This is a genomic window from Bacillus sp. HNG (assembly GCF_003400205.1).
In the GTDB taxonomy this organism is placed as follows: domain Bacteria; phylum Bacillota; class Bacilli; order Bacillales; family Bacillaceae_L; genus Ferdinandcohnia.
This window is the reverse complement of the sequence record NZ_QUQV01000006.1, coordinates 291280-304722: the sequence shown is the minus strand read 5'-3', so window position 1 is coordinate 304722 and position 13443 is coordinate 291280. Positions and strand designations below refer to the sequence as shown.

Below are 13443 nucleotides of genomic sequence, written 5' to 3'. Positions count from 1 at the left end.
GATTATATTCACTATTACAATCACAAAAGAATGAAGGCAAAATTAAAAGACCTGAGTCCGGTGGAATACCGAACTCAAGTCTTAAAAGTTGCTTAAAATATTTGTCTAACTTTTTTGGGTCAGATCAATTGGCACACGTCTTTTTTATTATTTATTAAGTTTTTTTATTTCTGACATACAATTGACACTCTTATCGGTTGTGGGAATAAGCTAAGCGCCCCGGCCGTTGATTAGACGGACAAATTCCGCCAATAAGTAAAAAGCACTGAAAATAGCCATAATAGACGGAGAGATTCCACTTATTGACTGTAAAAGTACGAAAAAGAAGGATTTTCCTTTGGATAACCGGAAATCCTCCGCTTATATTGGCCTCTCCGAACCTTATTTGGATTTTAAACGGAAAACATCCACTTATTTATTTTCAGCAGTTCCTTATTAATGGCCAAAACAACTCCACAAGTATGTGCTGAATCTACTTGTCCTTTCGGCACTTATTTCAAGAGAAGGACCTCAAAACAGAAGACCTGTCCATTGCCGGACAGGTCTTTTTCGTATCATAAATTCTTTATAAACAATCTCACTACATCTGCTCCGCCAATAAATAAGCCGAGTGATGTACCTAGGTTACATAGAACAATAATCAGTAGGACGCGTGTAACTTTGTTATGCCAGAACCCTTTTACACTATAGACATCGGTTGAAAGTGTTTCAAAGTCCTTCACACTTGGACGGCGTAAAAAGGCTTGAACAAAGCCTGCTATCCATCCAGCTGCAATTAATGGATGCATGACTCCGATTGGAGCTGCAAAAAAAGCAGTCACAATCGTCAGTGGATGTCCTAAAGCAATCGCAGCACCAATTGCTGAAAACGAGCCAGTCCACAAAACTAAGCTTAAGGTTTGCTGTAGGCCTGCTTCTGGATTAGCAATAAAGGTATAAGCAATGATCGCCACAATTAAAATTGGAATTGCCCAACCAATCATCTTCGGCACTTTCGATTTTGGTGGAAGCTGAGTAAGCTTCTTTAAATCATGTTCCTTTTTGATTTCTTCCTTGATTCCCGGAACATGCGCTGCCCCAAGTACGGCTACTATTTTTTCTCCAGGGGCATGTTTGATTTTTTGAGCTAAATATTGATCACGCTCATCGATGAGAGGCGTTTTTAATTTTGGAAAGCTTGTCGAGAATTCAGTTAGCATTGAATTCAGCATATCCTGTGACTTCATTTTTTCGAGCTCTTCCTCGGTGATCGTTTCGTTGCTAAATATACTATAGATAATCGACATTAATAATTTCATTTTACCGGTGAAGCCAACAGCATTCCAAATGCGTGAGAATGTTACTTGAATGTTGCGGTCCGCTAAAACGAGCTCCGCTCCGACCTCTTTTGCCGATTCTATCCCTTGTAACATTTCTTGACCAGCATTAATCCCAAATTGGCTTGCCATACGTTTTTGAAAGGAGGAAATGGCTAAGTTCATGAGAAGCAATGTGGCTTTTTTATCTTTGATGACCTTAAAGATGTCCATTTCCTTCCACTTGTTACCTTCCATCATCGACTGATATCTCTGTTCATCCAGTTCAATACAGACTGAATCCGGTTGCTCTGCTTCAATCACTTCTTTAACCTGTTCAGCACTGTGCTTCGAAACATGTGCTGTACCAATTAATATGTATTCCTTACCATCTAGTTGGATCCTCGTAATATTTTCTTCAGACATAGTAAACCTTCCTTATACATGCTCAATTTGTGTATATGTTCAATTTTAAACCAGAATGGCACAGATTTGAATTCTTTTATCAAATTAAACCGCTCTGAGTGTTGAAAAACGTATATTTCATGCGGAAATGATATACTTAAAATAATTGATAGTTAAAATTGTGAGGGATTTAAAATGATTAAACTTGTAACAGATAGCTCGGCGGATCTCCCAATTGAGCTACTTCAAAAATATGATATTACGGTTGTTCCCATGAATGTTTCGATTGAAGGGAAGGATTTCCGAGAAGGTGTGGATTTAACGCCACAGCAATTCTTTAAGAAGATGTTTGCGTCAGCTGAACTGCCAAAAACTTCTCAGCCATCCCCTGCTACTTTTGCAGAAGCATATTCTAGGCTTCCAGCTGATTCAGACATTCTTTGTTTGACGATCTCATCTGGATTAAGCGGTACCTACCAATCTGCAACCATGGGAAAGGACCTTACAGAAAATACAGTCACTGTTTTTGATACATTAGCAGGCTCTTTAGGACACGGCATGCAAATTTTAAGAGCAGCTGAACTTGCTGAAAAAGGGCATTCGGTGGATGAAATTATCACAAATCTCACTGAATACCGGGAAAACATGAACATTTATATCCTCCTCGATACACTTGAAAATATCGTAAAAGGTGGCCGTTTAAGCAAATTTCAAGGCTCTCTTGCAAAGCTCCTCAATATAAAAGTTTTATTGCAAAGAGGAAATGGTGGCACCGTTGAAATTTTCGAAAAAATCCGTGGGAAGAAAAAATCACAAAAAAGATTATTAGAGGTCATCAAGCAATCAAAACCGGATTTTTCTGAGACCGTTTTTGGCATCACCCATACAGGTAACATCGAAGAAGCGGAGGCACTTAAAAAGGAAATCATTGCTCAATGTCATCCGAAAGATGTTATGCTTAATTATATGGGAGCCACGATGGGAACGTACGCAGGCAAGGGCGGAATGATTATATCATATTAATAAAAAGGGACCGTGACCTTAAGTCGACGGTCCCTTCCCCATTTAACCCGGGAAAGATTTATCCTTATTAGCAAGTGAACCTGATGGATTATCATCGTGTACATAATCATTTACCCAGTAATCCGCGTTTTTAATTCCAAGCTTTTCCGGATCAAAGACTGGATCAACTCCTGCCTTACGTTGTTTTTCATAGTCCTTCAATGTAATCAATGCCGGTTTCGCCAAAATGAGAATGGCAATGACGTTCAGCCAAACCATTAAACCTAATCCAATATCACCGAATGCCCATGCAAGCTTTGCCTCATTCACTGTTCCGTAAGTCATTGATGCTAATAATACAATTTTAAGAATCAACATGGCCACCCGACTGTCCCTGCCCCTTATCAAATAGGCAATATTCGTTTCAGCCATATAGTAGTAAGCCATAATGGTTGTGAAGGCAAAGAAGAATAAAGCAATTGCTGTAAATCCTGCACCAAATCCAGGGAGTGCCGTTTCAACGGCAGCCTGAGTAAACGCTGGTCCCGCCTCAACTGTTTCGCCTAAATTGTTTACAATATAGGACTCATCTTGTGCTTGAACATTGTACATTCCCGTGAATAAAATCATGAAGGCAGTTGCTGAACACACTAATAATGTATCAATATATACAGCTGATGCCTGAACCAATCCTTGCTTAGCCGGATGTGATACTTCAGCCGCAGCTGCTGCATGTGGACCTGTTCCTTGACCTGCTTCATTTGAGTAAATACCACGTTTTACTCCCCATGAAATCGCCATCCCAATAATTCCACCAAATGCCTGCTCTGCCCCAAAAGCACTCTTAAAAATTAAGGCCATGACAGCTGGAAACTGTTCAATATTCATAATCATAATAATGATTGCCATTAAAATATAACCTAATGCCATAAACGGCACTACAAACTGCGCAACATTTGCAATCCTTTTGATACCACCAAAAATAATTCCACCAATTAAAGCCACCAGAATGGCTGCAGTTACCCATTTGTTAATACCGAATGCATTGTCAAGTCCAGCGGCAATGGAGTTCGATTGGATCCCTGGCATTAGGAATGCCATTGCGAGAAGGGTTGCAATCGCAAAAACAATACCATACCACTTCCAACCAATTCCTTTTTCTATGTAATACGCTGGTCCTCCTCGATATTGACCTTCTTGCTTTTCTTTGTATATCTGAGCTAATGTTGATTCAATAAAGGACGTAGATGCGCCGATAAAAGCAATGGCCCACATCCAAAAAACAGCACCAGGACCACCAAACGCAATGGCCGTTGCAGTCCCCGCAATATTCCCTGTTCCAACGCGGCCGGATAAGGAAACAGCCAGTGCCTGGAACGAAGAAACTCCAGCATCAGAACTTTTCCCTTGGAACATCAGGGTTGTCATATCCTTGATGTGCCTTACTTGTAAAAAACGAGTTAAAATTGAAAATAAAAGTCCTACCCCAAGCATTCCATAAATCATCACCGGGCTCCAAAGGATCCCATTTACCCAATCTGTAAACGCTTGCATAAACATTCCTCCTTCTCGTTTTGGAATATTCCGTATATTGAGAATTATAGTCCATTCAAATAGACAACTCAATATTATTGTTGTATAACACCCCACTATCCAGAGATATTAAAAAAGAAATGAGCCCCATTTTAACATATTTGGTCCCACTTCCTATTTAATCGACATTTTTTATTCATTCCCATATATTTTTCGATAATAGTCTAGCTCTAATATTTTCGCAGAGTAATAGAACATTTCCTGAACACGCTGAAGTATGTTCTGGACATCCTCCTCTTTCATAGTTTCTCCTTCATTTGGAGTAAACTCCTTGGTGACAGCATTGTAGCTTCCTTTGCCAGTAATAAAGCTTTGGTTTTGAAAAATGACAAGCGGATCGGCATCTGAGAAAATATCTCTTCCCATTAATAACCTTGAGTCATATTCAAGCCCAAGCAAATTAGAAAGAGTTGGGAGAATATCTAAACTAGAAGCAGGTTTTTCAATAACGACTGGCTTCATTCCTTTTGTATACAGGATAAATGTACTTTTAAAGAGTTCGAAATTTTCCTCAACCTTATGACCTACAAGTTCGTCAATCGTTTCCTTCTCAAGCCCATATGGATAGTGGTCAGCACTTAAGGCAATCAATGTGCGCTCAGCAATCCCCTTCTTCTCAAGTTCAGCCATCAGTGTTTCCAGCGCCCGGTCTAACTCAATTTGTGTTGCCAGGTATGCCTTTGCCTGTTCAGAGTAAGGAAGCTCTTCCACAAGCTGTTTATTTTTATGTGCGATGAAGTTTCCCATAAATGAGTATTGCATATGACCACTAACGGTCATGTAATACGTATGAAAGGGCTCGTTATTTATATAATTTGGAATTGTTTTTTCCATCATCTCAAGGTCTGATTCTGGCCAGGTCTCTTTTATATCCAAACCATTTCCAAGACCATAATAGTCATAACCCATATTCGGATGTGAGATGTCCCTTCCATAATACGTATAGGTATGATTATGATATGCGGTTGTTTTGTATCCTTGTTTCTTCAATTGATTTCCCATAACATACGGTAAGAGATTACTTCCCGAATGTTTAAAGCTCCAAACTCCACTTTTCGGTATCAAACTATTTAAAGCAACATATTCTCCATCTGACGTACTAACTCCCCAAATCGGATTATAAAAATTGGTAAATCGATACCCTTCATTGACTAGCTTATAAAGGGTAGGAGTTACCTCCTTATGAACAGCATATGGTGAAAAGCCTTCAGCAGTAATCAGGATAAGGTTATACCCCTTGTATTTACCGGTGTACGCATTCTTATCAGTGGGTTCAACTGAAGTAAAGTAACGATGCATGTTTCGAATTTCCTCATTTGCTTCGTTTGCAATTAATTCATCAAAGTCTATCACTAGTTTGTTATATTTTATGGGCTTTGGTTCTATTTTTTCTGGCGTTTTTCTTACAATAGACTCCCTTTGTGGTAGTGGTTTATGACTGAAAACTGATTTAGACGTAGTAGGTACCTCGACTTTAGGCGACCACCCTACAAGCAGTCGTTGAAGATCAATGCGCATCTCTGTTAAGATGCCAAACCGCTCAACAGATAGTTTTGGAAGATTGCTATTGTAATATAAATCATACGCTGAATGAGATTCCTTCCCACCTGCGTAAATTGTTGCAATTCCAGTAAGTTGAAAGAGAATGATGCAAAAAACAACAATTAGTCGATTTAACCAGCCAATTCTCACAAATGTAATCCACTTCTTTTTAAAAAAGACCAGACCAAAAACGGGTAGAAAAAATAAAATAAGGAAAATCACGTTTTCAACAATTACATTGAATATATCACTTCTAAATTCCATGATTTGACCTGTATTTCCAAGTGAGTAAATAATGTAATACGTTTTAAAAAACTTATAATAAATAATCTGGGATGAATAAATCAATGAGGCTATACCTAAAAGCAAAATGGCAATTATAAAATTAAATGTACTAATGAAAAAACTGCAAATTAGAAAGAGGACTAAACAAATGGGAAGTAGAAAAACAAGAGACCTTCCATAATCAACAGTAAATAAAACTTCAGCTGTAATAATCCTAAAAATCGTTTCCATAAAGAGAAATGATCCAAAAAAGTAAAATAATAAAGACTCATTTTTCATTAATCGCTTCATTAAAACACCCTTTCGAACAAGGTAGACAATACTACTTTAGTCGTAATACTACCATTATACTGAAGTTTCTTTAAACTTAGATGTGGTTTATTCATGTTTCAACAAAAACATGATATAAATCACAGTAATGATTTTAATCCTACTCTATAATGGGTATAGATAGACGGAGAATATGATTAGGGAGCGATTCAAATGAAAAAGGAAATGCTCGACAATTTTATTGAATATAACGAGGAAAGACTTACAAAACGTATCATTTTTAAAGAAGGCGGCAGTACTGTCTTTGTGTTAAATTTTATGCCAAAACAAATACTACCTGCTCATAAACATCCAGGTTCAAACGTATATCTACATGTTCTTACAGGCACAGGCACCTTTACTATTGATGAGCAAGATGTAAAAGTAAAAAAGAACGACGTCATCGTCATTAATGGTGAAGAGAGCCTAAGTTTTCTAAATGATGGAACTGAAAATGTGAGTCTGTATGTCACACTTACAAAGATTCCGGATGATAAATACGCACAAGACGTTTGATAAGAAAACGGCCAACCCTAATCGGTTAGCCGTTTTTTCGTTAGTTCATCACCCATTTGTCTTTCATAAACATGATTCTACCAACAACAAAGAAGATAATCATACAAGCGATGTAGCTACCAAATGCAAGTAAAATATGTTCATAGTTAATGATTCCGAACATCAATTCTTTTAATAAAGTAAACAAATTCATAATAGGTATAGCGAAATGAAAAGTTGTAAGTTCATTTACTCCAATCCCTACTATCATCATGGCAGGGAACATCGCAATCATCATGACAGGACTGCTATAGCTTCCCGCTTCTTTAATCGTCTTCGCGGCAATACTTGTAATCATGATTAATGATGCAGTGAATGCTGCATAAATAATTGAAAGTAAAATCGCGATTCCGATGATTAAATAAGCGTCATCTCCAAATGATACAGCATTTTTTAGATTTTCAGTAAACAAACTAATCTCCAATGCAACTACACCCAATGTAATAATAGCTATCACTGACCCAATTGTTGCAATCGTTAGCCATTTTGCTAATAGCAAGGTCGATCTTTTAACCGGTGTCATTAAGAGAGCTTCCATTGTTTTCTTCTCTTTTTCCCCTGCAAATAAGTCTGATGCAGAAGGCCCAGAACCAACCCCAATTGCAACTGATAAGATTAAGGGAATTAAAAATGCAAGCATTTCAACATTTGGATCCTCATTTGTAAGCTCAATTTGTTCAACTGCAAATGGCTGCATTACAGACGCATTGACTCCGACTTCCTGAAGATTTTCAGCTACAACTGTTTTTTCAAAAACCGCCAAAGCATTCATGATAATCGCATTTAATTGAGTAGACTTTGTACTGAAGGAATCCCCAACAAGAGTTACTGTTGCTTCTTCCCCATTCTGAGTAGCCTCAATGAAATTTGGTGTTAATTGTAATCCGCCCTGTGCATCCCCGTCTTGAATGGATTGTTCCAGATTGGAAGATTTAATAAGGTCTACATTCTCTACTCCTGATAGTATTCGTTCCGCTTCATCCATGGAAGACTCTTCGATTGCAAGCTGATACGTTTCGCCTTCCCCATCTGACATCATATTTTCATAGAAAAACGTCATTCCTGACATCATAAGAATTGGTAATAGGACAGTAAGTATTAGTGTCCGACGATCTCTAAAGCAATCTTTTAATTCCTTAATATATATTTTACGAAGCATAGGTTTCGTTCCCCCTCACAAGTTTACTCATGAATATATAGTTTAAATCCTGACTTCCTTCTGTTTTATAAAGTTCCTTTAAATCACCATGGTAGACAAGCTCCCCCTTGTGCATCATCGCAACGGAATCACAAAGCAAGGAGACCTCCTCCATGATATGGCTTGAGAAAATGATTGTCTTTCCATCACGTTTGAGTTGGTGAACAAGCTGTCTAAACACATTGGAAGATGTAATGTCCAAGCCTGTCGTTGGTTCATCAAAAAGAATAATTTCTGGATTATGAATGAGTGTTCTAGCAATCGCTACCTTTTGTCTCATCCCTTTAGAAAAACCGCCGACCTTACGATTCAAATAATCTCTCATTCCAAACATTCGCGCTAATTCATCAATCCTAACTTTTGTTTCATGTTTGCTTAACCCATAAAGAGCTGCGAAATACTCTAGGTTCTCACGGGCTGTTAAGCGATCATATAATCCTGTTTCACCGCCGAATAAAACTCCAATTCTCTTTTTTACTTCTTCTGGTTTTTTTTGTGTATCGTAACCAGCCACCTTTACATGCCCTTCAGTCGGAGTTAATAGAGTGGCAATTGTCCGAAGGAGGGTCGTTTTCCCTGCCCCATTTTCTCCTAGTAACCCAACCACTTGCCCTTTTTCAATCGTAAACTCCACATGCTTTAATGCAGTTATAGAAGTCTTTTTATCTTTGAATCTTTTTGTCACTTCATTAATTTCAATCATTTTTTCCACCTCGTCTTGTTCTTATGTCTATATCATAGCCATACGATTCTACAAAATCTCTAGTTATGTCGCGAATATTCCTTTTTTTGTCGTGAATAGGTCAAATTTCCCTATAAAGGTGTTAAAATAGAAAGATACTATATTTGGAAATTACTATTTGCATGTATTCTTTTGTGAGGTCGATTGCGATATGAAGGTTGGTCTTGTAGATGACCGTTTGATTGACTTGGATAAGTTAAAAGCCATTGTGAGCGGCATTCCTGATGTCGAGATTGTCTTCTCTACTTTGTCTGCCGAGGAAGCCTATGAACAAATTAAAAAAGAAGAAATTGATTTGTTGATAGCTGACATCGAGATGCCAAATTTATCTGGATATGAGCTTGCTGATATTATTCATTCGCATGCGCTCAATATGTCCGTGATTTTCGTTACTGGAAATAGTGGCTATGCTGTCCACGCCTTTGAGCTGAATGTTCATGATTATATTATGAAGCCCTATCCGAAGGAACGATTAGTGAAATCCATTGAGCGATTACTTGAAAAAACAAAGTCAGCTGAGATTCATGGAAGACTTTACTTAAAGCAAAAAAATGAAATACATATTCTGCAGAAAAAGGACATTATTTTTATCGAGCGTTCAGGACGGTCGACAACGATTTATACAAAAACAGGACCAATTAAAACCTACCAAACTCTTAATGATCTGGAGGGAGAATTGCGGGAACGCGACTTTATTCGATCACACAGGTCGTTTATCATTAATATTCATTATGTAAAAAACTTTTCGCTCTACGCAAAAAACTCATATATCGTCACATTTGAAGGCATCGAAGAACAAGCAATGATTACAAAAGAAAAAGTAGATTTTTTACAAGAAAATTATTTTTAGTGGTTGTTAAAAAGGAGGGGGAAAGGACCGCGGCGACAAAAACGCCACGTCCTGTGGCATTGTCGACACTAGCACATCCTGTGCGTCGAAAGTTCGAGGCGCAGCAGCTTCGAGTACCGGAGCGTATGCAAGCACTACGTGAGGAACGGAAAAGCAAGCCAACGAGCTTCCACAGGATGTGGTGACTTCGACGTTCGACACAGGAAGTGTCGGTAGTTAGTCGAAGTTCCTCTGCCGATGAGTCATTTTCACCAGACTTTTTAACCTCCCTTAAAGGTGGCGTAATAATGTATTGGGGCATCACATTAGTCTTAGGAATCCTATGCCTTTATTTATTTGTAACGCGATTATCACTTTCAAGAAAAATGAAAATCCTAATGGAAGAGGCAAAGCATTTCGATGAGCAGCGTGCTCAATTTAATGAAACCTTCCGCATCGTTCGAAGTGAACGCCATGACTTTTTAAAACATGTATCAGCTATTCATTTTATGCTTGAAACGAACAAAAGCGAGGAAGCCAAACAATATTTGGATGAATTGGTAGAAGGCTATAAGGAGACAAACCTTTCGATTAAAGGGGAACGTGGCGTGGTGGCAGGTATTCTCCATCAAATGTATCGTAAAGCAAGAGCACTGAATATTGAGGTTGTATATGATATTGATGTGCCTCTTTCGACTTTACCTTTGTCTGACCAACAAATCGTCACGCTAATCGGTAATCTCTTATCAAATAGCATCGATGCTTGTGAAGAATGGCAAAATAACTATCATAAACAAGCCTTTTTGACGATGCAGTTTTATAAGAGAAGTGGTTTATATATTTTACACTGTAAAAATAATTCTCTTCCAATTCCAACGCAGGTCCTTGATCAGCTGTTTGTGAACTTCGGAAAAACGACGAAAGGCGAAGGTCATGAAGGGCTCGGTACAAAACTTATTCAAGATGTCGTCCATGAGGCAAATGGATTTTTAGACTTTGTTCATAAGGACGAGGAATTTACGATTAAAATTAAAATACCAGCTATTAGAGGATAAAAAAGGAGAAATCCATTTTGGTGGATCTCTCCTTTTTTTAATTCTTGGCTAATGTAGGTTTTACGCCTTGTTTCGATTGATTCTTTCCTGTAATATCCTCTTCTTGTTTTGCACGTTTGATAAAGAATGCAAGAATAAGAGCAAGGAAAATAAGGAAGGTTGATACGAAAAATGTGAAATTAATACCATCAAGCATACCTGTTAATTGAATTTCAGCCATTTGTGTTTCAGTTGGTTGACCTTGAACATTCTTCAATAAATTTGCTATAGACGATTCTTCTTTTAGTGACATAAGCGTAATTAAAAAGCCTGTTCCAATTGCTGCGGAAACTTGGTTCAACGTATTGTTTACCGCCGTACCATGTGGATACAGATTACGTGGCAGCTGATTTAATCCATTTGTTGAAACTGGCATGAAGACCATGGACATCCCAAACATTCTCACCGCATGTAAAATCACAAGATTTGTATAGGTCGTTTCAAATGTTAACTGACTGAAAAGATAGGTAGTAACCGTTGTAATCGCTAATCCCACAGTTGCTAATATACGTCCACCAAACTTGTCAAATAAACGCCCATTAATTGGTGACATAAATGCATTTAAGATAGCCCCAGGTAAAAGCATGAGGCCTGTATCCATCGGCGAAATACGTAAAATCGTTTGAGCGTATATCGGTAAAAGTAAAAATCCTGAAAACATCGCCATATTGACAACCATTGTAATCGCCGAAGCCAATGCAAACATCGGATAGCGATAGACCCCAAAGTTTAGCATTGGGATGTCGAGCTTCGATTGACGGATAATAAACCAAGTTAACGAAATAATTCCGATTATAATGGTTCCGTAGACATATGGACTCCCCCAGCCCATATTCCCAGCTGAACTGAATCCATATAATAAACCACCAAAACCAATACTTGATAAAACTAAGGAGAAAAAGTCGAGTCTTAAGGAGATTTTTTCCTTTTTATCCTTTAGCATGATAAATCCAAGGATAAACACGACTGCTGCAATTGGAGTTATAAAATGGAAGAGCATTCTCCAGTCATAATGTTCAATAATCCAACCAGATAATGTTGGCCCGATTGCTGGGGCAAACATCAGGATTAATCCGAATACCCCCATCGCGGTTCCCCTTTTTTCAACCGGGAAACTTACCAACATCACGTTCATTAATAGTGGCATCATAATTGCGGATCCGGATGCTTGGATCATACGCCCGGCAAGCAAGATGGAGAAAACATGAGCCGTACCTGACAATATTGTACCAATTGTAAACAGGCCCATGGCAACTAAAAATAGACGACGAACTGTAAACTTTTCGATTAAAAATGCTGTCGTTGGAATCAGGATTCCGTTGACTAGCATGAAGCCCGTTGTTAACCATTGAACGGTTGAAGGATCAACCTTTAATTCCGTCATAATGGAGGGCAAAGCCACATTTAGTAACGTATTATTTAAAAATGAAATAAAGGCTCCAACCATCAAGACGGTAAGAATACCGTAATTAGGGCGGATATGTTTGTCGGAAAAATCCATTTATATTCCCCCTTTTTTAGACGTACAGTTCATTTTTTATACCAGTGTTTTATGTAGGCATAAGCTATAATATATCATGTGCTTAAAGTTTGCAATGAAATTGTATCCACGATGTTTTCGTTTTAGAACATACTTAGGTTATACGTTTTTGACAGGAGTTCAAGTAGTCTTATTCCAGCAATACTATTTCCTTTATCATCTAATGCTGGACCAAAGATACCGATTCCAAATTTACCAGGCACAGCCCCCATAATCCCACCAGAGACGCCACTCTTTGCGGGTATACCAATTTTTATGGCAAACTCCCCAGAGGCATTGTACATCCCACAGGTCACCATAAAGGTTTTACAAATGCGCGCTATTTTCATGGGCATGATTTGTTTTCCTGTTTGCGGATCAATCCCATCTAATGCAAAAACAAGTCCAATCCTTGATAAATCAAGGCAATTCATTTCGATTGCGCATTGCTTTGTATAGAGGTCAATTAGCTGCTCAACATCACCTTCAATGATATGATGTTGCTTCAAAAAATAACATAGGGCTCGATTGAGATCAGCCGTTTCGAATTCAGAGCGCGCGATTTCTTCATTATATTCAATCGTATCATTGCCCGCCAATTCTCGTATAAATGTTAATAGTCGTTGAAAACGGTCTTCCACTGAATTCCCTTTTATCATATGGGTTACAGCAAGTGCCCCTGCATTAATCATTGGATTCAGTGGCTTTGATGGTGCCATCGTTTCTAGCTTTGCAATCGAATTAAACGGGTCCCCTGTAGGCTCCATTCCAACTCGCGCAAAGACATACTCCTTGCTTCTGTCCATTAAAACGAGAGCAATTGTTATGACTTTCGAGATACTTTGCAAAGAGATTTTCCGTTCAATGTCCCCAGCAGAATAGCAGCGGCCGTCTGGATAGTTGATTGCAATCGACAGGTCATTGGGGTTTGCTTTTCCGAGTGCAGGTATATAGTCCGCTACGCGTCCTTGTTTCGCAATTGGGCGCGCTTCTTTTACCAATTCTTTTAATTCATCACTTGATTGACAAGGCATTTTCATCACCAATTGTAGTATTTACCAAAGGGAATTCTTCT

At 38.4% G+C, this 13443-nt stretch carries 12 protein-coding genes; 5 read left to right on the top strand and 7 right to left on the bottom strand.

Going from position 1 to position 13443, the window contains the following annotated elements; genetic code table 11:
- The coding region (locus DZB84_RS13620; RefSeq protein ID WP_142759836.1) for an IS3 family transposase at positions 1–96 on the top strand (96 nt) is incomplete at its 5' end.
- A 458-nt stretch (positions 97–554) separates the two neighbouring features.
- Here DZB84_RS13620 and DZB84_RS13615 read toward each other — a convergent pair.
- A complete protein-coding gene (locus DZB84_RS13615) occupies positions 555–1721 on the bottom strand; it encodes a TraB/GumN family protein (RefSeq protein ID WP_116352806.1) in 1167 nt (388 codons plus the stop codon).
- A gap of 174 nt (positions 1722–1895) precedes the next feature.
- Here DZB84_RS13615 and DZB84_RS13610 point away from each other — a divergent pair, with 174 nt between their 5' ends.
- Positions 1896–2723: a DegV family protein gene (locus DZB84_RS13610; protein WP_116352805.1), complete on the top strand. Its 828-nt coding sequence runs from the start codon at positions 1896–1898 to the stop codon at positions 2721–2723.
- A 42-nt stretch (positions 2724–2765) separates the two neighbouring features.
- Here the strand turns inward: DZB84_RS13610 and DZB84_RS13605 are convergent, their stop codons facing one another.
- Together DZB84_RS13605 and DZB84_RS13600 are read right to left on the bottom strand one after the other, a co-directional pair.
- Positions 2766–4256, bottom strand: coding sequence for an alanine/glycine:cation symporter family protein (locus DZB84_RS13605; protein WP_116352804.1), 1491 nt, complete (start codon positions 4254–4256; stop codon positions 2766–2768).
- Positions 4257–4427: 171 nt separating this feature from the next.
- A complete protein-coding gene (locus DZB84_RS13600) occupies positions 4428–6413 on the bottom strand; it encodes an LTA synthase family protein (RefSeq protein WP_116352803.1) in 1986 nt (661 codons plus the stop codon).
- A 192-nt stretch (positions 6414–6605) separates the two neighbouring features.
- Here DZB84_RS13600 and DZB84_RS13595 point away from each other — a divergent pair, with 192 nt between their 5' ends.
- Positions 6606–6947 carry a cupin domain-containing protein gene (locus tag DZB84_RS13595; protein WP_116352802.1) on the top strand — a complete coding sequence of 114 codons (342 nt, stop codon included), beginning with the start codon at positions 6606–6608 and terminating at the stop codon, positions 6945–6947.
- A gap of 40 nt (positions 6948–6987) precedes the next feature.
- Here the strand turns inward: DZB84_RS13595 and DZB84_RS13590 are convergent, their stop codons facing one another.
- Together DZB84_RS13590 and DZB84_RS13585 are read right to left on the bottom strand one after the other, a co-directional pair.
- A complete protein-coding gene (locus DZB84_RS13590) occupies positions 6988–8145 on the bottom strand; it encodes an ABC transporter permease (RefSeq protein WP_116352801.1) in 1158 nt (385 codons plus the stop codon).
- Complete coding sequence (locus tag DZB84_RS13585) at positions 8135–8887, bottom strand: ABC transporter ATP-binding protein (RefSeq protein WP_116352800.1); 753 nt, start codon at positions 8885–8887, stop codon at positions 8135–8137. Before DZB84_RS13585 ends, DZB84_RS13590 begins: the two co-directional genes overlap by 11 nt.
- A gap of 190 nt (positions 8888–9077) precedes the next feature.
- On the opposite strand from DZB84_RS13585, the gene DZB84_RS13580 reads away from it, so the two are divergent.
- Together DZB84_RS13580 and DZB84_RS13575 are read left to right on the top strand one after the other, a co-directional pair.
- On the top strand, positions 9078–9776 hold the full coding sequence (locus tag DZB84_RS13580) for a LytR/AlgR family response regulator transcription factor (protein ID WP_116352799.1): 699 nt from the start codon (positions 9078–9080) through the stop codon (positions 9774–9776).
- 287 nt (positions 9777–10063) lie between these two features.
- Positions 10064–10810: a sensor histidine kinase gene (locus DZB84_RS13575; RefSeq protein WP_116352798.1), complete on the top strand. Its 747-nt coding sequence runs from the start codon at positions 10064–10066 to the stop codon at positions 10808–10810.
- Positions 10811–10847: 37 nt separating this feature from the next.
- Here the strand turns inward: DZB84_RS13575 and DZB84_RS13570 are convergent, their stop codons facing one another.
- Complete coding sequence (locus tag DZB84_RS13570; protein WP_116352797.1) at positions 10848–12350, bottom strand: DHA2 family efflux MFS transporter permease subunit; 1503 nt, start codon at positions 12348–12350, stop codon at positions 10848–10850.
- 122 nt (positions 12351–12472) lie between these two features.
- A complete protein-coding gene (glsA, locus tag DZB84_RS13565) occupies positions 12473–13402 on the bottom strand; it encodes a glutaminase A (protein WP_116352796.1) in 930 nt (309 codons plus the stop codon).
- Between the last annotated feature and the right edge of the window lie 41 nt (positions 13403–13443).